General features: G+C 72.0%; 29 protein-coding genes. 20 read left to right on the top strand and 9 right to left on the bottom strand.

Features of this window, described 5'->3' with window-relative positions:
- Positions 1-6: 6 nt before the first annotated feature.
- A complete protein-coding gene (locus IEZ27_RS49265; protein WP_189653586.1) occupies positions 7-897 on the top strand; it encodes an SMP-30/gluconolactonase/LRE family protein in 891 nt (296 codons plus the stop codon).
- Between the two features lie 53 nt (positions 898-950).
- Here the strand turns inward: IEZ27_RS49265 and IEZ27_RS49270 are convergent, their stop codons facing one another.
- Entirely contained in the window at positions 951-1820 is an 870-nt protein-coding gene (locus tag IEZ27_RS49270) for a LysR family transcriptional regulator (protein ID WP_189653587.1), read from the bottom strand.
- 80 nt (positions 1821-1900) lie between these two features.
- Here IEZ27_RS49270 and IEZ27_RS49275 point away from each other — a divergent pair, with 80 nt between their 5' ends.
- Positions 1901-3106, top strand: a complete 1206-nt coding sequence (locus tag IEZ27_RS49275) for an MFS transporter (protein WP_189653588.1) — start codon at positions 1901-1903, stop codon at positions 3104-3106.
- 18 nt (positions 3107-3124) lie between these two features.
- On the opposite strand, the gene IEZ27_RS49280 is transcribed toward IEZ27_RS49275, so the two are convergent.
- Both IEZ27_RS49280 and IEZ27_RS49285 read right to left on the bottom strand, forming a co-directional pair.
- Positions 3125-4711 (bottom strand): amidohydrolase family protein, encoded by a 1587-nt coding sequence (locus IEZ27_RS49280; protein ID WP_229825041.1) that lies wholly within the window; start codon positions 4709-4711, stop codon positions 3125-3127.
- A 185-nt stretch (positions 4712-4896) separates the two neighbouring features.
- Positions 4897-5328, bottom strand: coding sequence for a MarR family winged helix-turn-helix transcriptional regulator (locus IEZ27_RS49285; RefSeq protein ID WP_189653589.1), 432 nt, complete (start codon positions 5326-5328; stop codon positions 4897-4899).
- Between the two features lie 56 nt (positions 5329-5384).
- Here IEZ27_RS49285 and IEZ27_RS49290 point away from each other — a divergent pair, with 56 nt between their 5' ends.
- The 5 genes from IEZ27_RS49290 to IEZ27_RS49310 all read left to right on the top strand — a co-directional run bounded on the left by IEZ27_RS49290 (position 5385) and on the right by IEZ27_RS49310 (position 8661).
- Positions 5385-5756 (top strand): VOC family protein, encoded by a 372-nt coding sequence (locus IEZ27_RS49290; RefSeq protein ID WP_189653590.1) that lies wholly within the window; start codon positions 5385-5387, stop codon positions 5754-5756.
- An 83-nt stretch (positions 5757-5839) separates the two neighbouring features.
- A complete protein-coding gene (locus IEZ27_RS49295) occupies positions 5840-6424 on the top strand; it encodes a protein kinase family protein (protein ID WP_189653591.1) in 585 nt (194 codons plus the stop codon).
- A gap of 132 nt (positions 6425-6556) precedes the next feature.
- Positions 6557-7081 (top strand): sigma-70 family RNA polymerase sigma factor, encoded by a 525-nt coding sequence (locus IEZ27_RS49300; RefSeq protein ID WP_268246134.1) that lies wholly within the window; start codon positions 6557-6559, stop codon positions 7079-7081.
- Positions 7078-7785 carry a zf-HC2 domain-containing protein gene (locus IEZ27_RS49305; RefSeq protein WP_189653592.1) on the top strand — a complete coding sequence of 236 codons (708 nt, stop codon included), beginning with the start codon at positions 7078-7080 and terminating at the stop codon, positions 7783-7785. Before IEZ27_RS49300 ends, IEZ27_RS49305 begins: the two co-directional genes overlap by 4 nt.
- A gap of 27 nt (positions 7786-7812) precedes the next feature.
- Entirely contained in the window at positions 7813-8661 is an 849-nt protein-coding gene (locus IEZ27_RS49310; RefSeq protein ID WP_189653593.1) for a PHP domain-containing protein, read from the top strand.
- A 38-nt stretch (positions 8662-8699) separates the two neighbouring features.
- Here the strand turns inward: IEZ27_RS49310 and IEZ27_RS49315 are convergent, their stop codons facing one another.
- A complete protein-coding gene (locus tag IEZ27_RS49315) occupies positions 8700-9296 on the bottom strand; it encodes a dienelactone hydrolase family protein (RefSeq protein WP_125643262.1) in 597 nt (198 codons plus the stop codon).
- 103 nt (positions 9297-9399) lie between these two features.
- On the opposite strand from IEZ27_RS49315, the gene IEZ27_RS49320 reads away from it, so the two are divergent.
- The gene (locus IEZ27_RS49320; RefSeq protein WP_189653594.1) at positions 9400-10587 is read left to right on the top strand and encodes an FUSC family protein; all 1188 of its coding nucleotides are present in this window, start codon (positions 9400-9402) and stop codon (positions 10585-10587) included.
- Positions 10588-10647: 60 nt separating this feature from the next.
- On the top strand, positions 10648-11088 hold the full coding sequence (locus IEZ27_RS49325) for an NUDIX domain-containing protein (protein WP_189653595.1): 441 nt from the start codon (positions 10648-10650) through the stop codon (positions 11086-11088).
- A gap of 19 nt (positions 11089-11107) precedes the next feature.
- On the opposite strand, the gene IEZ27_RS49330 is transcribed toward IEZ27_RS49325, so the two are convergent.
- The 3 genes from IEZ27_RS49330 to IEZ27_RS49340 all read right to left on the bottom strand — a co-directional run bounded on the left by IEZ27_RS49330 (position 11108) and on the right by IEZ27_RS49340 (position 15817).
- Positions 11108-11476: a hypothetical protein gene (locus IEZ27_RS49330; RefSeq protein WP_189653596.1), complete on the bottom strand. Its 369-nt coding sequence runs from the start codon at positions 11474-11476 to the stop codon at positions 11108-11110.
- 101 nt (positions 11477-11577) lie between these two features.
- Complete coding sequence (locus tag IEZ27_RS49335) at positions 11578-15024, bottom strand: tetratricopeptide repeat protein (RefSeq protein WP_189653597.1); 3447 nt, start codon at positions 15022-15024, stop codon at positions 11578-11580.
- A gap of 100 nt (positions 15025-15124) precedes the next feature.
- Positions 15125-15817 (bottom strand): winged helix-turn-helix transcriptional regulator, encoded by a 693-nt coding sequence (locus IEZ27_RS49340; RefSeq protein ID WP_125643250.1) that lies wholly within the window; start codon positions 15815-15817, stop codon positions 15125-15127.
- A gap of 176 nt (positions 15818-15993) precedes the next feature.
- Between IEZ27_RS49340 and IEZ27_RS49345 the strand changes: the two genes are divergently transcribed.
- The 10 genes from IEZ27_RS49345 to IEZ27_RS49390 all read left to right on the top strand — a co-directional run bounded on the left by IEZ27_RS49345 (position 15994) and on the right by IEZ27_RS49390 (position 21972).
- Complete coding sequence (locus tag IEZ27_RS49345; RefSeq protein ID WP_189653598.1) at positions 15994-16245, top strand: MoaD/ThiS family protein; 252 nt, start codon at positions 15994-15996, stop codon at positions 16243-16245.
- Between the two features lie 73 nt (positions 16246-16318).
- Entirely contained in the window at positions 16319-16984 is a 666-nt protein-coding gene (locus IEZ27_RS49350) for an LmeA family phospholipid-binding protein (protein ID WP_189653599.1), read from the top strand.
- Between the two features lie 37 nt (positions 16985-17021).
- Positions 17022-17534, top strand: a complete 513-nt coding sequence (locus IEZ27_RS49355) for a sigma-70 family RNA polymerase sigma factor (protein ID WP_125643242.1) — start codon at positions 17022-17024, stop codon at positions 17532-17534.
- A complete protein-coding gene (locus tag IEZ27_RS49360) occupies positions 17534-18346 on the top strand; it encodes an anti-sigma factor family protein (protein ID WP_268246135.1) in 813 nt (270 codons plus the stop codon). Before IEZ27_RS49355 ends, IEZ27_RS49360 begins: the two co-directional genes overlap by 1 nt.
- A gap of 28 nt (positions 18347-18374) precedes the next feature.
- On the top strand, positions 18375-18833 hold the full coding sequence (locus IEZ27_RS49365) for a thioredoxin family protein (RefSeq protein ID WP_189653601.1): 459 nt from the start codon (positions 18375-18377) through the stop codon (positions 18831-18833).
- A 174-nt stretch (positions 18834-19007) separates the two neighbouring features.
- Positions 19008-19421 carry a DUF4395 domain-containing protein gene (locus IEZ27_RS49370; RefSeq protein ID WP_125643233.1) on the top strand — a complete coding sequence of 138 codons (414 nt, stop codon included), beginning with the start codon at positions 19008-19010 and terminating at the stop codon, positions 19419-19421.
- Positions 19418-20257 carry a sulfurtransferase gene (locus IEZ27_RS49375; RefSeq protein WP_125643230.1) on the top strand — a complete coding sequence of 280 codons (840 nt, stop codon included), beginning with the start codon at positions 19418-19420 and terminating at the stop codon, positions 20255-20257. Before IEZ27_RS49370 ends, IEZ27_RS49375 begins: the two co-directional genes overlap by 4 nt.
- Complete coding sequence (locus IEZ27_RS49380; protein WP_125643227.1) at positions 20257-20559, top strand: DUF1416 domain-containing protein; 303 nt, start codon at positions 20257-20259, stop codon at positions 20557-20559. Before IEZ27_RS49375 ends, IEZ27_RS49380 begins: the two co-directional genes overlap by 1 nt.
- 103 nt (positions 20560-20662) lie before the next feature.
- Positions 20663-21223 carry an RNA polymerase sigma factor gene (locus tag IEZ27_RS49385; protein WP_189653602.1) on the top strand — a complete coding sequence of 187 codons (561 nt, stop codon included), beginning with the start codon at positions 20663-20665 and terminating at the stop codon, positions 21221-21223.
- Positions 21220-21972: a methylated-DNA--[protein]-cysteine S-methyltransferase gene (locus IEZ27_RS49390; protein WP_189653603.1), complete on the top strand. Its 753-nt coding sequence runs from the start codon at positions 21220-21222 to the stop codon at positions 21970-21972. The genes IEZ27_RS49385 and IEZ27_RS49390 overlap by 4 nt, the downstream gene beginning before the upstream one ends.
- Here IEZ27_RS49390 and IEZ27_RS49395 read toward each other — a convergent pair.
- Entirely contained in the window at positions 21948-22502 is a 555-nt protein-coding gene (locus IEZ27_RS49395) for a helix-turn-helix domain-containing protein (RefSeq protein ID WP_189653604.1), read from the bottom strand. The two genes, IEZ27_RS49390 and IEZ27_RS49395, sit on opposite strands and share 25 nt — an antisense overlap.
- Positions 22503-22716: 214 nt before the next feature.
- Between IEZ27_RS49395 and IEZ27_RS49400 the strand changes: the two genes are divergently transcribed.
- The gene (locus IEZ27_RS49400) at positions 22717-23958 is read left to right on the top strand and encodes a hypothetical protein (protein WP_189653605.1); all 1242 of its coding nucleotides are present in this window, start codon (positions 22717-22719) and stop codon (positions 23956-23958) included.
- On the opposite strand, the gene IEZ27_RS49405 is transcribed toward IEZ27_RS49400, so the two are convergent.
- Entirely contained in the window at positions 23945-25108 is a 1164-nt protein-coding gene (locus tag IEZ27_RS49405) for a hypothetical protein (protein WP_189653606.1), read from the bottom strand. The genes IEZ27_RS49400 and IEZ27_RS49405 overlap by 14 nt on opposite strands.

The raw sequence follows: 25108 nt of genomic DNA on the forward strand, positions 1-25108 counted from the left end.
ACAGCCATGAAGCGCATCCCCCTCCTTCTCTCCTCCGTCGCGCTGCTGACGCTGATCGCCACCCCGGCTCAGGCCGCCGCGCTCCGCCCGGTCCTCGTGCAGCCGTACGCCGACCTCACCGAAGGCGTCACCGTCGCGCCGGACGGCACGATCTACGTCGGGCTGCTGACCAAGGGCGAGATCAGGAAGTACGACAACACGGGCACCGACAGCCTGCTGGCGACCCTGCCCATCGGCGAAGGCAAGCTGAACGGCCTGGCCACCGACCGGCGCGGCAACGTCTACGCCGCGCTCAACTCCGGCCAGGCCGCCACCAACGGCATCTGGCGCATCACCTCGTACGGCGAGGCCAAGCTCTACGCCGCCCTGCCGATCGGCTTCGCCAACGGCCTCGCCTTCGGGCCCGACGGCGCGCTCTACGTCACCGACACCACGAACAGCGTGGTCTACCGCGTGGACGACGGCAAGGCAGCGGTCTGGGCGAAGTCGCCCCTGCTCGTCGGCTCGGACGGCACGGGTGCGAACGGCATCGCCTGGCGTTCGGGCGCGTTCTACGTGGCGGTGTCCGACGAGGCGCAGATCGTCCGCATCCCGTACGGCAAGGGCGGCAAGGCGGGCGTGCCGACCGTGTACGTCAAGGACGCCAAGCTGGCCGGCGCCGACGGCGTGGCCTTCGACGTGCGCGGGCAGCTCTACGTCCCGAGCTACACGGGCAACACCCTCAGCATCGTCCGTACCGGCGGCGGTGTGGAGGTCCTGGCCGACAAGCTGGACAGTCCGGCCAGCCTGGCGTTCGACGGCAAGGCGCTCTACTTCGTCAACATCGGCGGCAACGGCGCGCCCAGCCTGATGAAGACCAAGGTCAAGCTCGCCGGCCAGCCGCTGCTGCGCGGCTGATCCCGGCATCGTCCCTTCACCGACAGGCCCTGGCAAGCCAGGGCCTGTCGCGTTCACCCGTCGTCGCGGCCGATCAGGTCGAGGAAGGCCGCGGCCGCCGGGGACGGGTGATTCGTCCAGATCAGGTGCTCCACCCGCGCCGGGGCGTCGCGCAGCCGGACGATGCCGAGGTTCGCGAAGCGCGGCGCGTACGCGGCCGGGAGCAGGCCCACGCCGAGCCCGTGCCGTACGAGGTCGACCATGAACTCGGCGGAGGAGACCTCGAAGGAGACCTCGCGCTCCACGCCGGCGGCGGCGAACGCCTGATCCGACTGGATGCGCCCGGCGTGACCGGCCCGGAAGTCGATGAACGACTCGCCGGCCAGGCCGCGCAGGTCCGTCACCTCGCCGGCCAGGCGGTGGTCCGGCGCGACCACGGCGACCAGCTCACCCCTGGCCAGCGGACGGCTGCGTACGGCCTTCGGCTCGGCGCGCGGCGGCAGGCCGAGGAAGGCGACGTCCACGTCGGCCCGCCGGACGCGTTCGATCAGCTCCTCGCTGCCTGAGGAGGTGAGCGTGATGTGCACCCGCGGGTGCCGGCGGCGGAACTCCTTCAGCAGGACCGGCAGGTCGACGGCCGCCACCGTGGGGATCGAGCCGACCGCCAGCCGCCCGCGGATCTCCCCGCTGGCCGCCGCGACCTCGGCCCGCGCCCGGTCGGCGGCCTCCAGGCACTCGCGGGCCGCGGGCAGGAACGCCTCACCGGCCGACGTCAGGCGTACGCGCCGGCTGGTGCGTTCGAACAGCCGGGCGCCGAGTTCCCGTTCCAGCGCGGCGATCTGATGGCTGAGCGCCGACTGGACGACCCGGCAGCGCTCGGCGGCCCTGGTGAAGTTGCTGGTCTCGGCGACGGCGACGACGTACCTCAGCTGCTGGAGCTCCATCGAACAATCGTGTCACGCGATCGATCTCGATGAAAACTATGTGTTGGACTCATTAATCAGGTCTCCAGCACCCTTGTCCCATGACGCAAACTCTTTCGACGCAGCCGGCGCGCTCGGCTTTCAGGGCCTGGGCGGGTGTCGCCGCCATCACGGCCAGTCTCTTTGTCTTCCTCACGACCGAATTGATGCCGGTGGGCCTGCTCACCCCGCTCAGCGAGAGTTTGGACATCTCGGTGGGCGCGGCCGGGCTGATGGTGACGTTGCAGGGCGTCTCGGCCGGGCTCGGCGTGCCGTTCATCGTGGCGTGGAGCAGGCGGGTGAACCGGCGGCTGCTGCTGTCCACGTTGCTGGCGGTGCTGGCCCTGGGGAACCTGGTGACGGGCATCGCGCCCAATTACACGGTGATCCTGACGACCCGGCTTCTGCTGGGCTTCGCCAGCGGCGTGTTCTGGGCCATCGGCGTGAGCATGGCCATGCGGCTCGTCCCGGAGCGGCACGCGAACCGGGCCGCCGCGATCGTGATGTCCGGCATCTCGATCGCCACCGTGGTCGGCATCCCGGTCGGGACCCTCCTGGAGAGCCTCACCGACTGGCGCAGCACCTTCCTGATCTGGAGCGGCCTGAGCGCGCTGGTGTTCGTGGCGGTCGCCGTCATGATCCCGTCGCTGCCGTCGGCGAACGCGGTCTCGGTCCGCGAGGTGTTCGGGCTCCCGCTCAGGAACGTGCCGCTGCGCATGGTGCTGTTCACGGTCGTGCTTTTCGTGCTCGGCCACTTCGGGGCCTACACCTTCGTACGGCCCTTCATGGAGGCCAACGCGGGCGCCTCGCCGCTGCTGGTGACCGGGGTGCTGATGGTGTTCGGCGTCGCCGGCGCGATCGGGAACTTCGTCGCCGGGCACACCGTGAACCGGAACCTGCGGGGCAGCTTCGTCGTCGGCGCCGCGGGTCTCGTGACGGCCATGCTGCTGCTGCTCGCGATCGGCGACAGCGCCACGGGGGCGATCGTGGCGCTGGTCGTCTGGGGGTTGTCGTTCGGGGTCGTGCAGCTCGCCCAGGTCAACATGACGCTCGCCGCCGCGCCGGAGACCTTCGAGGCCGCCATGTCGCTCAACACGATGGCGTACAACACCTCGATCGCGCTCGGGGCGCTCTTCGGCGGGCTGTTCGCCGACAACCTCGGGGTCACCAGCGTCGTCTGGTTCGGCGTGGCGCTGACGGCGGGGTCGCTGCTGCTCAACCTGGCCACCGGCCGGAGGACCGCGCGGTCCGTCCAGCCGGTCGCGTGAAGGACGCGGACGTCCGCCTCACGGCAGTCGCCGCGCGGCGGTCGCCTCCCACGTCCGCAGGTACGATTCCGCGCCGCTCGCCAGGTCACGGACGATGTCCTGCCCGGCGAGCAGGCGCATGTCCTCGATCCAGTCGGGGACCAGTCCGTAGTTGGCGACGCCGTCCACGTTGACGTCCCAGACCCGCTGCCCGGTACGCTGCCGGTCCAGCCGTACGCTCCCGTCGAAGGACGCGAACGGGTACGTCACGGGGTTCGCGGCGCTGCCCGCGCGCGGCGCGGGCAGCCGGCCCATGCCGTTGACGTCCAGGCCGTAGCCGTATCCGGGGACGTTGTACTGCTGCCGCAGCGGCGCCGTACGCCGCCACTCCGCGACGAAGTCCTGGGAGTTGTGGCCGTACTGGGTGATCATGCCGCCGAGGGCGTAGACGCGGGCGAAGAAGTTCGGGTCGGCCCAGCTGTGCGAGGAGATCACGCCCGGGTAGCGCGCCGCCTCCAGCAAGCCGAGCGTCTGGGCGGCGGCCTTGACGCTCATGTGGTCGATCTCCACCATCATGCCGCGCCGGATCATGCCCTGCACCATGTACGTCCCGAGCGAGGTCAGCCCCCGGGTGTTGCAGTGGGGCGCCGGCGGATACAGCGGGAGCGAGACGCCCGGCGGCAGCAGCCGCGCGATCTGGTCGGGCAGCACGCCGGCCGGGTCGATGGTGTTGTCGTGCTCGGGCCCGGTGCAGGTGCGGGCCTGCCAGAACGAGCCGGTGGCGAGCAGGTTGCCGACGTTGACGATCGCGCCCTGGGTGCCGGAGTCGAAGCGCACGCCGCACAGCGCGTTGTCGTACTTGTGGCAGACGAACATGCTGCGCACGCCGAGCGTGTACATCTCGTCCAGGCCCCGGTCGATCTGTGCCTTGGTGCACTGGGGGATGCCGAGGATCTGCCGGCAGCCGAACGGCTCCGACGTCTCGATCCCGAGGACGACCGCCAGCTTGCCGGCCGCGGCCACGCTCCGGGCGTCGGCCGGGTTGTCGACGATGCGGAACCAGCCCTGGCCGGGGCCGCCCGACTCCGCGTCGATGTGGTCCTGCAGCTCGCGGGCCCGCTGGGCCTGGAGCCTGATGGAGCTCATCTCGTCGCAGGAGTACTTCTTCAGCGGGTAGATCGCGCAGAGCTGCCGGTTGGCCACCAGGTCGTTGACCAGCACCCGCAGCCCGCCCCGCCAGGCGCGTTCGACCCAGGTGTAGTACGCCTGCTGGTGGGTCAGCGAGTCGTTGGCGGGCCAGTCGCGGAAGGTGGGCCAGCCCACCGGGTCGTGGGTGCCGGTGGGTTTGCCGGTCCTGGTGAAGTTCTCGTACCAGGCCAGCTCGCCGTTCGGGTAGTGGTCGGGGCAGTCGGTCAGCGCCCGTTCGATGCCGTCGGGATCGTACGGCTTGCCGCACATGAGCATGCCGCCGAACGCCTCGTACGAGAACAGGTGGCTGTGGCCGTCGACGAAGCCGCTCACGGCGGCGGCCGTCTGCGCGGCGGCGGTGGGGACGGACGGCGCGACCAGCGCGCCGGTCAGGAGAAGGACGGCTGCGGCCGCCCTGCGGATGAGTCGGTGGAGCACGGGACCACCTCCCAGGCTGCGGTACCGGGGTCGCCGCAAGCATCCACCGCCGGAAGGGGTCCGGCAAGACTAAACATGAGCTGATCTCATCTAAATCCCGGTCGCCGGGATGCCCGAAATGCCGTACATCCGGAATGTCGGGCGCCCGAAGTCTCGAAGGCCTCGGGTGTCAGGCGCCCGGGATGTCAGGCGCCCACGTCGTCGGCCAGGCGGCTCAGGTACGTGCCGAACCGCTCCCGGTCCGGCTCGTCCCAGGACGCGGTCAGGTCGTCGAAGACGTGCCGCTGCCACTGCCGGGCGGCGGCCAGCAGGGCGTTGCCGCTGTCGGTGAGCCGCAACGCGGCCCGGCGGCGGTCGTGCTCGCTGGTCTCGCGGACGAGGTGACCGGCGGCGACGGCCTCCTTGACCATGCGGCTGGCGCCCGAGTGGTCGAGCCCGAGTTGGTGGGCGACGGTGCCGACGTCGGCGTCGCCGCCGGAGCACTGGACGGCCTCCAGGACCAGGACGTGCTGGACCTGGCCCAGGTCGCCGGCCGCCTGCCCGGCCCAGCGCCGCGACCAGAAACGCACCAGCCGGAACAGCGCGGGGCCCCCGTCGGCCGGGGAATCGTCGTTCACCGGGTCAGTCTATGCGATTATCGTATGCGTATCGCACACAACTGACGGGAGCCGCCATGGAGATCACGCTGAACCATCTGATCGTCCCCGCCGCAGACAAGGACGTCGCGGCGGCCTTCCTCGCCGGACTGCTCGGCCTGGACGTCGGCGCGCCCTCGGGCCCGTTCGCACCCGTACGGATCAACGACGGCCTCACGCTGGACTTCGACGACCGCCACCATGCCCAGCCCGGCCACTACGCCTTCCTGATGGACGACGGCACCTTCGACGCGCTGCTGAGCCGGCTCGGCGCGGACCCGTCCGTCGAGTACGGCTCCGGCCCCTGGCACGGCTGGGACCGGCGGATCAACCACCTGGGCGGCGGCCGGGGCGTCTACGTACGCGACCCGAACGGTCACAGTTACGAGTTCTTCACGGCCGTCCCATGAGTTTTCCGTATGGGAGCCGTTGAACCCCGCCCGCGAAGACCGGCGTACAGCCTGACGACGGGAAGTCGACCCAGAGGATGGCGATGGACAGTCAGGGATGGGGTGGCGGCCTGGCCCTCCGGCCGCGCGACTACCTGGGGATCGGTGAGCCGCTGGCCGACGTCGTCGCGGCGGCGGGGCCGTACGGAGGCGAGGCGCTGCACCGGCTCGCGCTCGGGACGGCCGCCACCATGGCGCGGCTGCATCTGACCGGCATCGCGGGGTTGCGGCTCGGGCCGCACAACGTGCTGATCGGCCCGCTCGGCGAGGCGTCGTTCGCGCCCGGCCCGAGGAGCAGCGAGCTGCCGCCGGCCGACGTGCGCGAGTGGGCCGACGTGATCGTCTTCGCGGCCACCGGGCGGGCCGCCGACGGCGATCCGGGGCTCGACGCGCTGCCGCCCCTGCTGCGCGAGATGATCGGCCGGTGCCGCCGGCCCGACCCCGCCGCCCGTCCGACGGCGATGCAGCTGGTGCGCGTCCTGCTCGGGCACTCGCCCTCCGCCCGGCACGCCTCGGTACGCGAGCTGCTGCGCGAGGCCGAGGGCTGGTCCGGCCCGGACGAGTGGGCCCGTACGGAGACCCGGTCGCGAGCGACCGGCCGGCACGGTCGCGGACCGGCACTGATTTAACGCTTAATCAACAGGTGAGGCGATCGATGCAAATTCCGTATCTTGTTCCCCGCCGGTATCTAGGGCAATAATTCAATATCAGTAGTTGTCAGGGCGACATTTCATGGTGTACGCAGCGCGAGGAGTCGCCGCGTGAATCATCGTGTGACCGACGAGGCCATGGTCCGGGCCCTGTACCGCGAATACGGGTCCCCGCTGATGGCCTTCGTCGTCCGGCTGACGGGCGGCGATCGGCGCTGGGCGGAGGACGTCGTCCAGGAGACGCTGGTACGCGCCTGGCGCAACCTGGGGGAGCTGCGGACGGACAACGGCTCGCTGATGCCCTGGCTGGCCACCGTGGCCCGCCGGGTCGTGATCGACGATCGGCGACGCTCCGGCACGCGCCCCCTCGACACCGTGGAGGAGATCCCGGAGCGCGCGAACGCCGTGGCCGCCGAGGACGATCGCCTGCTGCGCGAGATCGTGGTGACCGACGCCATGCTCTCGCTCTCGCCGGCGCACCGCCAGGTGCTCACGGAGACCTTCCTGCGCGATCGAACCTTGCAGGAGGCGGCGGAGACGATCGGCGTGCCCGTGGGCACGGTGAAGTCCCGCGTGTACTACGCGATGCGGGCGTTACGCATCGCATTGGAGGAAAGGGGGGTGGGGCTCCCATGAACGAAGTGCACCACGAGGACGTTGCGGCGTACGCGCTGGGCCTGCTGGACGACGAGGAGCGCAACGCCTTCGAACGCCACCTGCACGGCTGCCCGAGCTGCGCCGGCGAGGTCGGCGCGTTCGCGGCCATGGGCGAGCTGATGCGCGACGTGGACCCGGACGACCTGCGCACCGCCCCGGAGGGCTCCGGGATCGACTCCCCGGTCGAGTCCCTGCTGGTCCACCGGGCCGCCAAGGAGCGCCGCCGCCGTACCCTGCACCGCGCGGTCATGTCGGCGGCCGCCTGCTTCCTCGTCGCGACCGGCGTCTTCCTCGCCGTCAACGCGGTCACCTCGGGGCCGGACCCCGACAGCGTCCACAGTCCTGCCCGCGCCCTGCTCATGACGGGCCGCACGTACGCGGTCAGCGACCCCGCGACCGGCGTGTCCGGCGTCGTCGGCGTCGAGGACAAGGGCTGGGGCACCCACGTGGCGCTGGAGCTCAAGGGCGTCAAGGGGCCGCTGAAGTGCCGGCTGCTGGCCTACGGCGACGACGGCCGTTCGGAGACCGTGGCGAGCTGGGGCGTCCCCGACAAGGGGTACGGCGTGCCCGGCGCCCCCGACCCCCTCCTGCTGCACGGCGGCACCAGCCTGACCCAGGACGACCTGAACCACTTCGCGATCGAGACCTTCGACGGCCGCATCCTCGCGACCGTCCAGGTGTGACCGCCCGACACCGCCTACCATCGAGCGATGCGCATCGACCTGCACAGCCACAGCACCGCCTCCGACGGCACGCAGCCGCCGGCCGACGTGGTGCGCCGGGCCCGCGAGCGCGGCCTCGACGTGCTCGCGCTGACCGACCACGACACCGTCGCCGGGCACGCCGCCGCCGCCGAGGCGCTGCCCGAGGGCCTGACGCTGGTGCCGGGCATGGAGTTGTCGTGCCGGCGGGCCGGGCGGAGCATCCACCTGCTCGCCTACCTCTTCGACCCCGCCGACCCCGAGCTGCTGGCCGAGTGCGCGCGCATCACCCGGGCCCGCGAGGAACGCGGCAGGCTGACCGTCGAGCGCCTGGTCGAGCTGGGTGTGCCGATCACCTGGGAACAGGTGGCCGCGCTGGCCGACGGCAGCCCGGTCGGCCGCCCGCACATCGCCCGCGCCATGGTCGCCGCCGGCGCCGTGGCCACGCCGGAGCAGGCGTTCACGCCCGAGTGGATCGGCGCGGGCGGCCGCGCGCACGTCACCCGCTACGCCCTCGACCCCGTACGCGCGGTCCGCCTGGTACGCGCCGCCGGCGGGGTGCCCGTGCTGGCCCACCCGAAGGCGGTCAGGCGCGGCGAGCCCGTACTGGACGAGTGGATCACCGAGCTGGCCGCGGCCGGGCTGTTCGGCGTGGAGGCCGACCACCTCGACCACGACGACGAGGCCCGCGCCCACCTGCGGCGGCTCGCGGCCGGGCTCGGGCTGGAGGTGACCGGGTCGAGCGACGACCACGGCGAGCTGACCGGCCACCGCCTGGGCTGCGAGACGACCGACCCCGAGGTCTACGCCCGCCTGGTCGCCGAGGCGAGCGGCGCCGCGCCCGTCACCACCCACTGAAGGTCGCGCCCGTCACGATCCGCTGAAGGCCGCGCCCGTCACGACCCGCTGAAGTGCGTGGCGAACCAGTCCCGCGCGTGCTCGGCCACGCTCTCCAGCGCGCCCGGTTCCTCGAACAGGTGGGTGGCGCCGGGCACGACCGTCAGGCGGGTGTCGGCCCGCAGGTGCCGCTGCGCCTCCTCGTTCAGGTCCACCACGATCGGGTCCCGGCCGCCCACGATGAGCAGGGTGGGGGCGCGTACCGCGGCCAGCCGCCCGCCCGCGAGGTCGGGACGGCCGCCGCGTGAGACGATCGCCGTGATCTCGTTGTCCGGCTCGGCCGCCGCCCACAGCGCCGCCGCCGCGCCCGTGCTCGCGCCGAAGTAGCCGATCGGCAGCCCCGCCGCCGCCTCCTGCCCGCGCACCCATGCCGTACGTTCCAGCAGCCGCCCGGCCAGCAGCGGGATGTCGAACACGTTGGCCCGATCGGCCTCCTCCTCCGGCGTGAGCAGGTCGAACAGCAGTGTCCCCAGGCCGGCCCTGTTCAGCACCTCGGCCACGTACCGGTTGCGCGGGCTGAGCCGGCTGCTGCCGCTGCCGTGCACGAACACCACCACCCCCTGGGCGGCGTCCGGGATGACCAGGTCGCCGGTCATGCTTCACCTCCGACGGGTTCGTGGCGCCGCTGCGCCACAGCCTTGCCGCTACCCAGGCACGACGACCTCTATCCGCCGCGTGGATGGGCATTGACCTGGGAGGATGGACAGAGAACCGGGCCGCAAGCAGAGTGCCGGCGCCCCGCTCGGGCGGATCGTCTCGGGCGCTGCGGCCGGGCTGGCGCGGCTGCGCGCCCAGGGGTTCCGCGAGTGGCTGCGGGCCGAGCGGGACGCGTTCGCCCAGACGGTCAAGGTGACCTTGGCCTGCGTGTTCGGGTGGTGGCTGGCGGCGTACGTGCTGAAGGTGCCGCTGCCCGTCCTGGTGCCGATCGGCGTGCTGCTCACGGTCTCGGCGACCGCCTACAGCACGGTCGTACGCGGGTTCCAGCAGGTCGGGGCGGTCGTGGTCGGGGTGGGGGCGGCGTCGGTGCTGATCTGGCTCATCGGCGTGAACGCGGTGACGCTGAGCGTGCTGGTGGCGTCCGGGCTCGTGCTGACGCGCCTGCTCAACCTCCCGGCCCAGAACGTGCAGATCCCGATCACCGCCCTGCTCGTGCTCTCGCTCGGCCGCACGTACGGCTTCGCCCGCCTGGCCGACGTGCTGCTCGGCGCGGCCATCGGCATCGCGGCGAACCTGCTCATCCTCCCGCCGCGCTTCGTGGAGCACGCGGCGCGGGAGTTGTGCGACATGTCGGGCGAGCTGGCCGAGCTGGCCGAGGACATGGCCGACGGGCTCGGCGGCCACTGGACCGAGGACATGGCCCGCGACTGGCTCGACCGCGCCCGCGAGCTGTCCCAGCGCCTGGAGAACACCAAGGACACGGCCGACCAGGCGGCCGAGTCGATGCGCCTGACCTTCCGCCGGCGCCGCCGCTACGAGCGGCGCCTGCGCCAGGCCGCCGAGGCCGCGACCTGCCTCGACCACGCCGGGCACCAGCTCAGGAGCATCGCCAGGGGGCTGGTGGACCTGATCGCCGGGGCCCGCGGCCTGCCCGGCGAGGAGGCCGCCGACCTGCCCGAGCCCCTGGCCGAGGAACTGCGGGCGCTGTCGCGCATCTTCTACAACTTCGGCCTGCTCCAGGTGGGCAAGGCCAGGTCCAGGGACATGGCGGACCTGTGCGCGGCGCTGCGGGAAGGCGAGCACCAGCAGCGTCATCTGACCGCCGAACTGGCCGACTCCCCGCCGAAGGGCCCCCTCTGGCCCCTGTACGGCGCCCTGCTCGACGACTGCGCCAGGATCCGCCACGAGTTCGACCCCGACACCGGCCCCCACCGGGACGCCTTCCCCTGACCCGAGCCGCCCGCCCGCGCCTGCCCGCCCGCCCGCCCAGGACCGTGCCATGATCGGCCTGTGATCGACGCGGAGACCGGCTGGTATTTCATGCACGCCTCGATCAAGGGCGTGGTCCTGACCGACGAAGGCGTCCTGCTCTGCCGGAACCCCAGGAACGCCTGGGAGCTCCCCGGCGGCTGGCCGGACCGGGCCGACGACACGCTCGCCCAGGTCGTACGCCGTGAGGTCTTGGAGGAGAGCGGCCTCGACGTCGAGGTCGGCGAGGTCGTCGGCGCGGAGATCTTCCACATCGCCGGCGGCAAGGTCCTGATCGTTGCCCTGCTCGCCACCCCCGTGGGGCCGGTCGAGCCGCGCGTCAGCGACGAGCACAGCGACCTGCGCTTCTTCCCCGTCGACCGGCTGCCGGACGACCTCGAAGCCGGCTACGCGGCGCTGATCGGGGCGGCGGTCAGGGCCCGGCGCGGGCGCGAAGGCGGCGAGACGCCCCCTCCGGGGTGACGCCTCGCCGCGCCCCCGCTCAGCCCAGGAGCAGCGCGGTGACGAACTGCAGCAGGTGCCAGGCCACGTACGCGGCCAGCGAGCAGAACGCCCACTCCTTGCTCCTGCCGACCCGGGCCACCCAGACCAGCACCTCCACCGGCTCCGAGCGCGGCCGGACCGCCCGCAGCGCGAAGTACGCCGCCAGCAGCCAGGCCGCCCACGACGCGGCGACCAGTCCCACCGAGAGGGCGAGCAGCACCCCCGGCCCCGAGGGCGGGTCACCGGGGGAGAGCTGGCGGGTCCAGGCCGCCAGCACCCCGGCCAGCAGGCCGAGCGTGACCCGCCGGTCCCTGCGCGCCTGTCGCTTCAGTGACTGCAGGTCTCGACGCAGATGGCTCTTGAGCATCCGGATCACCTCCGTGTCGTAGCTGGTGGAACCAGCTAACGAGAAGGTCCGGAGAAGATCTGCGACCTTATTGCCGAGAATTCACGACTTTCAGCGGAATTTCAGGCATGCTCCCGCAGCTCTTGCGCCGCCCGCCGGCCCTCGAAGACGTCCCCCACCTCCTCCAGCGTGCGCACCGCCTCGGTCAGGTGGGCCCTCGCCGCCACGCGGTCCCCGAGCCTGGCGGTGATCAGGCCGAGCGCCCGCAGCGCGCATCCGAGGTCGCGCCGCGTCCCGCACTCCAGGTGCACGTCCCTGGCCTGCTTGGCGTGGACCAGCGCCTCCTCGGCCCGTCCCAGGTCGAGCAGCACCATGGCCAGCGTCGTGAGCGCCGCCCCCCACCGGTCCCTGGTGCCGGTGACTTGCTGCAGCTCGACGGTCTCCCCGGCGTACTCCAGGGCCGCCGCGGGCTCGCCGGCCGTGTACAACGCCTGCGCGATCGACAGCAGCGCGCTGGCCTGGTTGTCGCCCGTCTCCTCCCTGAGCGCCAGCGAGGACCGCGCCGCCGCTAATGCCTGCTCGTGCTGTCCCAGCGACAGGTACGTGTACGCCAGCGTCTCCTGCACGTCGGCCTCGGCCCGCCGGTTGCCCAGCCCCTGGACCAGGTCCAGCGCCTCCAGCGCGTACACGAAGGCCACCTGGGGCAGGCCCTGGCGCCGCCGGACCCGGGCCAGCCGGTTGAGCATGCGCGCCTCGCCGGGCTCGTCGCGGATCACCCTGCTGATGCCGAGCGCCTGGTTCAGGTAGTCGTCGGCGCGCAGGTAGTCCGACAGCCGCCAGTGCACCACCCCGATGTCGCCCAGCGTCTCGGCCTTGCCCTGCTCGTGGTGGAGCTCGACCTGCACCGCGAGCGCCTGCTCGTAGCAGGCCAGCGCCTCGTCGTAGCGCGAGCCGTTGCGCGCGATCCGGCCGAGCGCGCACAGCGCGCGCCCGCACCCGTGCTGGTCGCCGGTGGCCGTGTACCCGGCGAGCGCGCGTTCGGCGTCGCGCCGGGCGTCCTGCTGGAGCCCGAGCCGGTCGTAGATCTCGGCCAGGCAGAGCAGCGTCTCGGCCTCGGCGTGCTCGTCGCCCAGTTCGTGGCAGATCGACAGCGCCTCCAGGCCCTCCGACAGCGCCGTGTCCGGCTCGCCCAGGCTCTGCCGTACGCGGGCCGAGATGATCAGGCTCTGCGCGGTGCCCCTGCGGTCGCCCAGCTCCTCCCGTACGCGCAGGGCCTGGCCGGCGTACCGGAGGGCCAGGTCGTGGCGTTCCTGCGACAGGTGCAGCAGGGAGAGCGTGTGCAGGCACTTCGCCACGCCGGCCAGGTCGCCGATCTCCCGGTGCACCTCCAGCGCCTCGCCCGCGCGGCGCAGCGCCTCGTCCCTGTTGCCCGCGATGCCGTGCACCTCGGCCAGGTCGTTGAGCGCGCGGGCCAGCCCCTCGCGGTCGCCGAGCGAGGTGAAGTCGGCCAGCGCCTCGCCGATGAACCTGGCCGCCAGCGTGGACGGCCCGATGTCGCGGTGGATCGACCCGAGGTGGCTGCGCATGAGCGCGACGGCCCGGCGGTTGCCCACCTGCATGGCCGAACTCAGCCCGGCCTGCTGGACCTCCAGGTTGTTCTCGTAGTACCGCAGCCTCCTGAACGGCTCGAACACCGCCTCGGCCAGCCGGCAGGCCAGCCCGTACGCGCCGCTCTCCTCGGCCAGCCGTACCGCCGAGACCAGCGAGCGCCGTTCGGCCTCGAACCACTCGCGCGGCGTGTCCGGGCCGGTCGCCACCGCCAGGTAGTGGTCGAGCAGCCGCACCCTGGCCTCGCGCACCCCGGCCTCCGCGTGCCGGCCCAGCTCCCTGGCCAGCCGCTTGACCAGGTCGTGCACCCGGTAACGCGGTCCGGGCAGCGGCTCGACCAGGTACGCCCGATGCAGCCCCTCCACCGCCGCCACGGCCTCGCCCACCGGCACGCCCAGCGCCGCGGCCAGCACCTCCGGCGCGAAGTCCCGTCCAGGAAGCAGCCCGACGTGCCGGAAGGCCCGCCGCTGAGCCGGACCCAGCGACTCGTACGCCAGGTCCAGCGCCGACCTGAACGCCTCCTCGGGATCCCCCGCCAGCGGCCGGTCCGGCCCGCGCAGCTCCGCCACCCGCGACCGCACGCTCAGCGCCGGGTCCTCGGCCAGCTTGGCCGCCGAGATCCGCAGCGCGAACGGATGGTACGAGCACACCCGGGCCAGCTCGGCCAGCGCGTCCCGGTCGGCGGCCCGCGGCGAGCCCTCGCCGAGCACCGACACCAGCAGCGCCACCGCGTTGCCCGGGTCGAGCACCGACAGGTCCATGAGGTCGGCGTGCCCGGTGGCCCGCAGCGGCGCCATCCGCGTCCTGCTGGTCACCAGCACCACGCAGTCCTTGCCGCCCGGCAACAGCGCCCGCACCTGGGCCGGGTCGGCCGCGTTGTCCAGGATGAGCAGCAGCCTGCGCCCGGCGATCCTGCTGCGGTACAACAACATCAGCTCGGCCTCGTCGGCGGCCGGCATGTGCTCGCCGACGCCGAGCGAGCGCAGGATCTGCCCGAGCGCCTCGGCCGAGCTCATCGGCGGCTGGGTCGGCGACTGCCCGCGCAGGTCGATCATGATCTGCCCGGCGGGGAACCGGTCGGCGTGCAGGAGGCCCCAATGCGTCACCAGCGCGGTCTTGCCGACCCCGGGCAGGCCCTGCACGACCATGGTGTTCGTCCGCCGCGGCCGGTCCAGCCAGGCGGTGAGCAGGTCGAGGCTCTGCTGCCGTCCGGTGAAGTCGGGGACGTCGGCGGGAAGCTGGCGCGGCTTCGGCAGCTCGCCCACCGGCAGCGGCCCGGCCTGCGCGGCCGGCCGCGTGAGGAACGGCGTCACCCGCCCGCGCCACGGCTCCGACAACTCCCCCCACGCCCCGGCGGCCTCGCGCAGCGCGGCCGGGTCGGCGATCCGCAGCCGCCGATACCCCGGCCGCACCAGCCAGCCACGCCTGACCCACTGCGTGAGCTGCCGCTGGACGACGTCCGGCGCGCTGCCCACGAGGTCGGCCAGCGTCTCCATGGACAGCGGCGGCGCAGTGGGGGAGGCCAGCCCGTACCGTTCGTCCAGGTGCAGCAGCCAGACGGCCAGCCGGGCCGCGACCGGCGCGCGGGCCAGCGCCTCGTGCCTGCGGGCGGCCAGGTTCCTGGCGAACAGCTCCTGGACCAGCGCGGTCGCCACGGCCGGGCCCGCCGAGGCGTGCTCGCGCAGCCGCCCCAGGTCGATCGGCCAGGCGCGGACCTCGGTCAGCGCGTCCACCTTGACACGCTCGCCCGGACTCCAGAAGGCCATCTCGCCGACGAGGTCGCCGGGGCCGCGCAGGTCGTGCACGACCTCCCGGTCGCCGCCGGGGACGTGCTCGCGGGCGTACCCGTGGTCGATCAGGTGGACGCGGTTGACCGGCCGGACCGGCGAGCAGATCAGCTCGCCGCGGCGGAAGAGGCGAGGGCGCGCGCCCTCGTCCACGAGTGACCTGAACAGATCCACGCCGACACCACCAATCTGGGGACGGCGGTGTCCTCGACATGACAGGTTGGAAACAGCCCCAACGACAAAGTGTCACATCGGGCGAACGCGGGTCAACGGATCACACGTGCGCGGGGTCGCTCCTGTCGGGCACGAAGCGGTAGCCGACATTGCGTACGGTGCCGATCAGCGACTCGTTCTCGGTGCCGAGCTTGGCCCGCAGCCGCCGGACGTGCACGTCGACCGTCCTGGTGCCGCCGAAGTAGTCGTAGCCCCAGACCTCCTGGAGGAGCTGGGCGCGGGTGAAGACCCGGCCCGGATGCTGGGCGAGGTACTTCAGCAGCTCGAACTCCTTGAACGTCAGGTCGAGCACGCGCCCGCGCAGCCGCGCGGTGTAGGTGGCCTCGTCGATCGACAGGTCGCCGCTGCGGATCTCGTCGGGGACGTCCTCGGCGGCGGACTGCGACATGCGCCCGGTGGCCATGCGCAGCCGCGCCTCGACCTCGGCCGGACCGGCGGTTTCGAGCAGCACGTCGTCGACGCCCCACTCGGCGGTCATGGCGGCCAGGCCGCCCTCGGTGACCACCACCAGCAGCGGGCAGTCGACGCCCGTGGTGCGGATCAACCGGCACAGGCTCTTGGCCTGGACTAGCTCCCTGCGCGCGTCGACGATGACGGCGTCCGCGGGCGGCGTGTCGATGAGCGCCGACGCCTCGGCGGGCGAGACCCGGACGGAGTGGAGCAGCAACCCGAGCGCCGGCAGCACCTCGGAGGAAGGCTCGAGGGCGTTGGTCAGCAGCAGCAGGTTGCTCATTACGGCCTCCTCGAACACGCAAGGACCCGGGGGCGATGTCGCCCAGGTCCTGTAAGCGAGGATATCCCACGACTAAGTCGCGTCCATTGCGCGTCCACCTGGTGAACAGCGACTCCCGTGGAACAAGCGCGTTAAGGACGCCGCACAATAGAGCGAACGCGATTGTGAGGCAACGCATGGCCACAGGAAAAATACGTTATTGGGCGGCGGCCAAGGAGGCCGCCGGAGTGGCGGAAGAGTCGTTCGAGGCGGCCACTCTTGACGAATTGATGACCAAAATCACAGAAAACCGCGCCGAGCTCGCCAGAGTGGTCGGCCGCTCGTCGTTCCTGGTCGACGGCGCGCCCGTGGGCCTGCGCGCCCACGACTCGGTCGTGCTCGGCGAGGGCGTGACGGTCGAGGTGCTGCCGCCCTTCGCCGGCGGGTGATCGCCGGCCCTGGCGGGGAATGAGACCTGCCAGTCGATAGGCTCGTCAACCCCCGCCACCGACAGGGAGCCACATGCGAAAGCTGATCGTCTTTCTGATCGTGCTGGGTGTCCTCCTCGTCGCTCTCGACCGCGTCGCAGTGGCCGGCGTGGAACGCGATCTCGCCAATCGCATCGCGGCCGCCTCCGACCTCAGCGGCACCCCCACGGTCGAGATCGAGGGCATCCCGTTTCTCACTCAGGCAGTCTCCGGGCACTATCCAGAGGTACGGTTCAATCTCGGCACGCTCACCTACGGGGGCGTGCCGGTCAAGAACCTTCGCGGCGCCGCCTACGACGTGACCGCCCCGCTGACCGACGTGCTGCAGAACCGCGCCGACGTCCGGGCCGGGCGCGTCACCGTGAGCGGCACGCTCACCCGGGCCACGATCGACAAGTACGCGCCCCGGGGCGTCAAGATCAGCGGCAACGGGCGGCGGCTCGTGGCGTCGGGAGAGGTGACGGTGGGGGTGCGCAAGGTGCAGTTCAACGCGGAGATGCGGGTCGTCGTCACCGACGGCGCCATCAGGCTCCAGGCGGAGAAGATCGAGGGTGTGCCCGACCAGCTCGCCGGGTTCGTCGGCTACACGATCCCGTTCAAGGGCGGGCTGCCCTTCGACGTGAAGATCACCGGGGTCGAGAACGTGGCCGACGGATTGGAGTTCTCGGCCGAAGCGTCTGACGTGCCGATCCGTGGATGAGCCTGAACCGCTGCGGCCTCCCGTACGTGATGAGGACGTGAGCGCAGCAGGCACCGCGGACGAGGAGCTCGTACGCACCCTCTTCGACGAGCACGCCGGGCCACTCTACGGGTACGTGCTGCGACTCACCGGTGATTCCGGACGTGCGGAGGACGTGGTGCAGGAGACGTTGCTGCGGGCCTGGCGGCACCCCGACGCGCTCTCCGGCCGTCCCATCCGGGCGTGGTTGTTCACGGTGGCGCGTAACCTCGTGGTCGACCAGCACCGGGCCAAGAAAGCCCGGCCGCAGGAGACCGGCGACGAGGCGCTCGCGGTCCTGCCGGCCGACGACGAGCTGGAGCGGGCGGTCGAGTCGTGGGCCGTGGCCGAGGCGCTGGCCGCGCTGCGGCCCGAGCACCGCGAGGTGCTGCTGGAGGTCTACTACCGGGGGCGATCGGTGAAGGAGGCGTCGGCGACGCTGGGCATTCCGCCGGGCACGGTCAAGTCGCGCACCTACTACGCGTTGCGCGCGCTCAAGCTGGCCCTCGAAGAACGGGGGCTGGCGCCGTGATGACCTGCGAAGAAGTGCGTTTGGCCATGGGCGCGCACGCCTTGGGGGCGCTGGAGCCCGACGAGGCGCTGGAGGTCGACAACCATCTGGCCACCTGCGAGACCTGCGGCGCCGAACTGCTCGAACTCGAAGGCGTCGCCGCGTTCCTCGGCAAGGTGTCAGAACGGGACGTCGAGCTGGTCGCCAGCCCGCCGCGCCAGGTGCTCGACCGGCTGCTGAACGCCCGGGTCAAGCGGTACCGGCGCGGCCGGCTCATGCTGGCCGTGGCCGCCTCGGTGGCCGTGGTCGCCCTCGGCGGCACGGTCTGGACCGCCACCCGGCAGGACACCGCCCAGCAGAGCGTCGCCGCACCCGCGGCCGCCCCCCAGTCCTCGGCGGCCGAGAAGTCGCTGACGACCGAGCCCTTCGTGGCCAGCGACGCCGCGCCCGAAACCCGGATGGGGAAGGCCGACCCGACGCCGAGCGCGACGCCCACGACGGCGAAACGGACCGGCGACGGCCGCGCCTTCAAGGGCGAGAACTCGGCCAAGGACTACTACGCCACGGTCTACGCCCTGCCCGGCGGCGCGAGCACCGAACTGCTGGTGACCGTACGGAACGTGCCGGTCGGCACCGACTGCAGCCTGGCCGTCTACGACGACGGCGGGCGGCGCGAGGTCGTCGGGAGCTGGACCGTCAGCCGCGAGACCTACCGCAAGGAGACCGTCTTCCAGATGGAGACGCCGGTGCTCATGCGGCACATCGACCGGTTCGAGGTCGTCGACCGGGCCGGACGGGTGCTGGTCAACGTCGACGGCCCGGCGCGGAAGTAATCGCGGACGCCCGTGGTTGGCACCTGAGGTGACGGGTCTGTGGATCGCGCTGGCGACGCTGGCGCTCGGAACGGTGATCGGGGTGGTACGTCTGCGCCGCGACGGACGGGTGCGTACGGCGGCCGGCGACCGGCTGACCGCGGACATGCTGGGCGCCGCCATGGGCGAGCGGGCGACGCTGGTGCAGTTCTCGACGGCGTTCTGCCAGCCCTGCCGGGCGACCAGGCGGGTGCTGGCCGACGTGAGCGCGCTCGTGCCCGGGGTGACGCACGTCGAGATCGACGCCGAGTCCCGGCTCGACCTGGTGCGCCGGCTCGACATCATGCGCACGCCCACCGTAATTGTGCTGGATCCGTCAGGGAACGTCGTCAAAAAGGCGTCTGGCCAGCCACGGAAGGCCGACGTACTGGCCGCGCTGGCGGCCGCGATTCCCTCCGGGGAGTCACAGTCGTCTCACGAACTGTCTCAGAACTCGGACGAGATGTGACAGATGGCGAGACGACGAGTAGTGTCGAGGCCATGAACCCGTCGACAGAGCTGCTCACGAAGCGGCGCGCAGTTGATTTCTGCCGCGTCGCCACCGCGCTCTGTCGCGCTGCCTGAGGACGGTCACCGCGGACATCTGGTCCGCCCCAGTCGCCCCCTTCAGGAGCATCCTGTGATGCGTGCTGATCCCAGAGCTCTGCGCTTCGGCGCGGCCATCACCACCCTGGTCCTCGCTCTCGTCCTCGTGACGGGCAGCGCGTGGCTGCTTGCCGCCCAGGCGGTGGTCTTCGCACTCGGAGTCGCGCGGCTCTCGCCGTACACGATGCTCTTCAAGGCGCTCGTCAGGAGTGCCCCGAAGGAGACAGAAGACGCCCGCCCGCCGCGGTTCGCGCAGGGGGTAGGGCTGGTCTTCGCGGTCGTGGGGCTGGCCGGGTTCGTCGCCGGGATCACGCCCCTGGCCCTCGGGGCCACGGCCGCGGCTCTCCTCGCCGCCTTCCTCAACGCAGCCTTCGGATTCTGCCTCGGCTGCGAAACGTACCTGCTCTTCCGCCGTCTACTGCCCGCCGCCAACATGGAGGTTTCCCAATGAGCCGCTCCGCCGCACTGGTGGACGCCGACTGGGTCGAGGCCAACCTCGACAACCCTGGCGTCGTACTCGTCGAGGTCGACGAGGACGTCAGCGCCTATGACAAGGGCCACATCCGTGGCGCCGTGAAGGTCGACTGGCGGCAGGACCTGCAGGACCCGGTCCGCCGCGACTTCGTGGACAAGACCGGTTTCGAGGCCCTGCTGTCGGACCGCGGCATTTCCAACGATGACACCGTCGTGCTCTACGGCGGCAACAACAACTGGTTCGCGTCCTACGCCTACTGGTACTTCAAGCTCTACGGCCACCAGGACGTCAAGCTGCTCGACGGCGGGCGCAAGAAGTGGGAGCTCGACTCCCGCGAGCTGGTCCGCGACGTGCCCGAGCGCGCCAAGACCCAGTACACCGCCCAGGAGCAGGACTCCGCGATCCGCGCCTTCCGCGACGACGTGGTCTCCGCGATCGGCAAGCTCAACCTGGTCGACGTGCGCTCGCCCGACGAGTTCACCGGCAAGCTGCTGGCCCCGGCCCACCTCCCGCAGGAGCAGGCGCAGCGCGGCGGCCACGTGCCCACCGCCCGCAACATCCCGTGGTCCAAGGCCGCGAACGACGACGGCACCTTCAAGTCCGACGACGACCTGCGCGCGCTCTACGGCGACGCCGGCGTCGACTTCGGCAAGGACACCATCGCCTACTGCCGCATCGGCGAGCGCTCGGCGCACACGTGGTTCGTGCTGCACGAGCTCCTCGACCAGGGCAACGTGAAGAACTACGACGGTTCGTGGACCGAGTACGGCTCGCTCGTGGGCGTGCCGATCGAGCTGGGAGAGGCCCGCTGATGACCACTGCACAGGGTTGCGGAGCGCCGGAGCAGACCATCGCGCTGCCGGCCGGGATCGATCTGTCCAACCAGGCCGTCATCCAGGGTGTGGTGACGGGCGCCACCACCGCCTACGCGCGGCTGCTCGACGACTCCGGCGAGTTCACCGGTGAGGTCGTCGTCTCCGACGACGGCGTCTTCCGCTTCTTCGCCGCTCCCGGTGACTGGACCGTCCGCATCATCGCGGGCGGCGGCGTCACCCGGGACGTTCAGGTGGAGGCCAAGCTGGGCGAGGTCTCCCAGCTCGCGGTCGCCGTCTGAGCACGAGATCGCCTCGACGGGGCCCGTGTCCACCTCGGACACGGGCCCCGTCCGCGTTTCCGGCACGTGCAACGAAACCGGACGCGGCGGTGTTGTAGAGGTCGTGAGTGCAACCGACTGTCTCGACCCGGTGCGCAAGGCGCTCCTCGACGACCTCGACGAGGGCTTCGCCGAGCTGTACGCCACCTATCGCGGCCTGGTCTTCTCGACCGCGCTGCGGCTGAGCGGGCGCTGGGCCGACGCCGAGGACCTCACCGCCGAGGCGTTCCTGCGGGCCTACCGGGCCCTGGCGGGGTACGACCGCGACCGCGTGGCCGCGCTCCAGCCCCGGGCCTGGCTGATGACGATCCTCATGAACATCTGGCGCAACTGCGCACGGGCGAAATCCCGCAAACCGCCACCCGACCTCCGCGACGAGCCCGTCGACGAGCCCGACCCGGCGCAGGACGTCGAGGAGGCCGCGGTCCGCAGGGAGACCGGCGACGAGCTGTCGGAACTGCTCGGCCTGCTGCCCGACGAGCAGCGGGCAGCGGTGGTGCTCCGGCACGTCGTGGACCTGCCGGTCAGCGAGATCGCCACTGTGCTCAAGATCCCGCAGGGCACGGTGAAATCACATGTGTCACGCGGGTTGCGGCGACTGCGCGAACTGGGAGGTGCCCGATGAACGACGACTCACTGCTGGCCGGGCTCGCCGGGCTGGCCACCGATGCGCCCGCCGGGCTGCTCGACCGGATCGCCGCCCGCTGGGTGAGCGTGCCCGCGCCGATCGGCGAGCTGCGGGTGGCCTTCACCGACCAGGGCGTGGCGTACGTGCACGCCGGCGACGACTTCGCCGCCTCGTTCAGGAAACGTTTCGGCCGGCCGTTGCTGGCCGCCGAACGGCCGCCCGCCGGGCTGGTGCCCGCGCTGCGCACCGGCCGCCTGGGCAAGGTGGCGCTGGACCTGCGCGGCGTCAGCGGCTTCCAGCGTGACGTGCTCGACGCGGTCAGGACGATCCCGAGGGGCGAGGTCAGGCCGTACTCGTGGGTGGCGGCGCAGATCGGCCGGCCGCAGGCCGTACGCGCGGTGGGGACGGCGCTCGGCGGCAATCCGGTGCCGCTGCTCGTGCCGTGCCACCGGGTCGTCAGGTCCGACGGCGTGGCCGGTGACTACGTGTTCGGCCGGGCGGCCAAGGAACGGCTGCTGCTGGCCGAGGGCGTCGACCTCGGCCGGGTGCGCGACCTGGCCGGGGAGCGGGTGTTCTACCTGGCCAGCGACACCACCGGCGTGGTGTGCTTCCCGACCTGCCACAACGCCCGCCGGATCACCCCGGCGCACCGGCACGGCTTCCGGAGCATCGCCCAGGCCAGGGCGGCCGGCTACCGGCCGTGCCGTACGTGCCGGCCCGCTCAGGTGGGCGGCTTGGCCGGGTAGCGCATCAGGAGGGTCGCGCGCACGACGTCGGGGCCGTGCGCGCGATAGCCGTGGGGCACGTCCGAGAGCCAGGAGATGTGGTCGCCTGGCCCGGCGGTCAGCGGCGCGTCGAGGGGGCCCGCGCTGAGCGTGCCGGTGAAGACCGTGACGTGCTCGCTGACCCCCTCGTGGTGGGCGGGCGAGGTCTGGGTGAGGCCCGGCGGCACGCGGACGCGGTAGAGCTCGTAGGTGACGCTGTCGTCCTCGAAGACCTCCAGGAGGTCGGCCTCGATGGCCGTGCCGCGCATGGTCTGCGGCTCGGGCGGTGAGTCGAGGATCGCGCCGATGGGCACGCCGAGCTGCGCGGTGATCGCCCAGAGCGTCTCCAGCGTCGGGTTGCGGGTGCCGGTCTCGACGCCGGACAGCGTGGCCTTGCCGATGCCCGCCCGCTTGGCGAGCTCGGACAGCGAGACCCCGCGCGCCTGTCGCAGCCGTCGCAGCCGATCGCCGACGACGACTGGGTCCTGGTCGAACGCGGGGAGCGGGTCCATAACGCCATCGTGCCGCACGGCTCGTCCGGTGTGGCCGCCGATTCCCGCTTTCCTCTGTTCCTCAGTGCTCAGGAACGCGCAGCAGGAACGCGGGTCACACGCGGTGCGCGGGTTGCGGCTGCGGTGTAAGGGGCAGACCGCTACGATTCAGCAGATGTCCGGATCGACTGGTGTGATGGCGCCGCCCCGACCTGGGCCTACGCCGGCTCAGCGGATGCCGTCGCCGTACTCGCTGCCTCTGCACACGCTGCGCCTCGCGGGAAGGTGCGCGCTGCCGCTGATCCTGTGGTTCGCGGCCGGCCAGGTCGTGCGCTTCGCCCTGCTGTACGGCGCCACCGAGATCGCCTACGGCGACCTGCGGCAGCTCCGGCTGATGGGCACGGTCACCTTCCTGACCCTGATCGTCCTCGCGGTGATGACGGTCACCACCGGCATGCTCTTCACCCTGCGCGGCGCGCTGTGGGAGATGCGCGCCAGAAGGGGCGAAGGCGTCGAGGACGAACGCTTCTTCAGGGTGCTGGACCGGGTGGCCCCCGCCTTCGCGGTGCTCTACCTGTCGTGGGGCTGGCACGTGGAGGACGCCCGCGCCGTCCAGCGAATGGACCTGAACCACCACTACTACGACATGACGTCGGCTTCCTGGTTCGGCGAGGAGACCCAGGTCGGCAAGGGCCTCACCGACCTCGACTGGCGGGTGTCGCTGGGCGCGATGGTCGTGCTGTTCGGCCTGAAGTGGTTGTTCGCCAAGCTCGTGGAGCAGGGCAAGGGCCGGCTGTACGGCTTCGGCGCCGCCTTCTCCGAGTTCGCCTTCGTCTTCTACGGCCTGAACGCCACCGTCGCCATCGCCGGCCTGCGCTCGGACTGGGTGGAGCACCGCAGCGTGGTCGCGGGCACGGAGGACCTGATGGAGCAGGCGCGGAAGAGCGTGCCGCTGTGGGAGACCGTCAGCGGCGTGGTGAGCGACTTCTGGCCGTACTTCCTGGACGCCGTCGCCGTCCCGCTGGCCTGGCTCACCGTCGCGATGCTCGTGTTCGGCTCCTACTCGGACGAGACCCGCAGCCTGGTCAAGGGCACCCGGTTCGAACGCGGCGTGGACCGGCTGGAGGACAGCCACGACCTCACCCAGCGGTCGTTCGACCAGCTCACCGGCGGGTTCCGGGACCGCTGGCTGCCGCTGGCCAACTCCCTGCGCATGATCGCCAAGGCCGGGGCGCCGCTGTTCGGCATGATGTGCCTGTGCTACGTCACCGTCACGCTGGCCGGCCAGTACGCCGAGCGCCTGGTGGTGACGCTCGTCGGCTCGCAGGCCGAGTGGACGTGGGCGTACAAGCAGGCGCCGGTGATGTTCCTGCGCGACATGTTCGTGACCGTGCTCACCATGGCGCTGATGGCGGCCACGTACGACCTGGCCGCCACGAGGGCCCGCCTCAAGGGCGAGCCCCTCAGCGACGTCTGAACAACAACACGTTCGCGACCGGCGGGCCCACCTTGTCGCGCTTGAAGAAGTCCTGGGTGGGGGTGTCGGAGCGGTAGTCGCTGGTCCTGAAGGAGAGCTCGACCTCGTTCGCGACCTGGGCCGGCACGATGGCCAGCCCCTCGATCCTGTACTCCTTGCCCAGCTCCAGCCGGTCCGTCGGACGGTCGCCCGGATCGAACTCCACCGTCCAGGTCCGGCCGGAGCGGTCCTCCAGCCTCGCCTTGTCCGGCGGGGCGATCATGGTGGCGTTGGCCTCGTCCAGCAGTTTCTGGGTGATGTCCACCTTCAGCCAGGTGACCTCGGCGCCGTGCTTGCTGCCCGGCGGGGCGGGGGTCGGGGTGAGGGCGGCCTTCCACTCGATGTTGAAGACCTTGCCCGCCTGGCCGGGGGCGACGGCGATCACCTTGGTCTCGATCCCGTCGGTGACGGTCGTGTCGTAGAAGCCGTAGCCGTCGTAGGCGTTCAGGCCCATGGCGACGACGGACGCCACGGCGGCGCCCACGGCGACCAGGATCAGCCGGCTGCGCTTGGGCTGCGGCGCGTTCTGCCGGGGCCCGCCGGCGGGCGGCTCGGACGGGCCGCCGCCGTGGGGCTGGGTCTGCTGCGGGGGAGGCGCGGGCATGCCGGGGCGGATGGCCGGCAAGGGCTGGGTGCTGCTGCCCCCTGAGGACTCCCGCTGGGCGGGCGGCCACACCTGCTGGTCCGGATGCACGTACCGCCCCCGCCCAGCCACCCCCTGCCCGAACCCGGGCCCTGCGGGCGCCCCTTGCCCGAACGCCGCCTGCCCCGCTCCGGCCGCCTGCGCGCCTCTGGGGCCACCAGGACCACCGGGCGTACCCGGGGCGCCGGGCCCGCTCGCACCGCCGGGGCCGGGCTGCACGCCGCCGTAGCCGCCGGGGGTGCCTCCGTACCCGGGAGGCGGGGTGGGGCGGCTGGGCGGCGGGGTGGCGCGGTCCCGCCCGGTGCCCGCACGCCGCCGCCGCGGCCTGCCGGGCAGCGGCGCCTGCGGTGCCCCCGCCTCAGGCGGCGGCCCCTGCGGCGACGGCGGTCCGGAGGGCGGGGGTGGGGGCGGGTCCTCGGGATGCTGGTCGGTTCTGGGGGAGAACCAGTCGCGCTCGTTCGTGCTCAC

It is taken from the genome of Nonomuraea spiralis, from assembly GCF_014648435.1.
Taxonomy (GTDB): Bacteria; Actinomycetota; Actinomycetes; order Streptosporangiales; family Streptosporangiaceae; genus Nonomuraea; species Nonomuraea spiralis.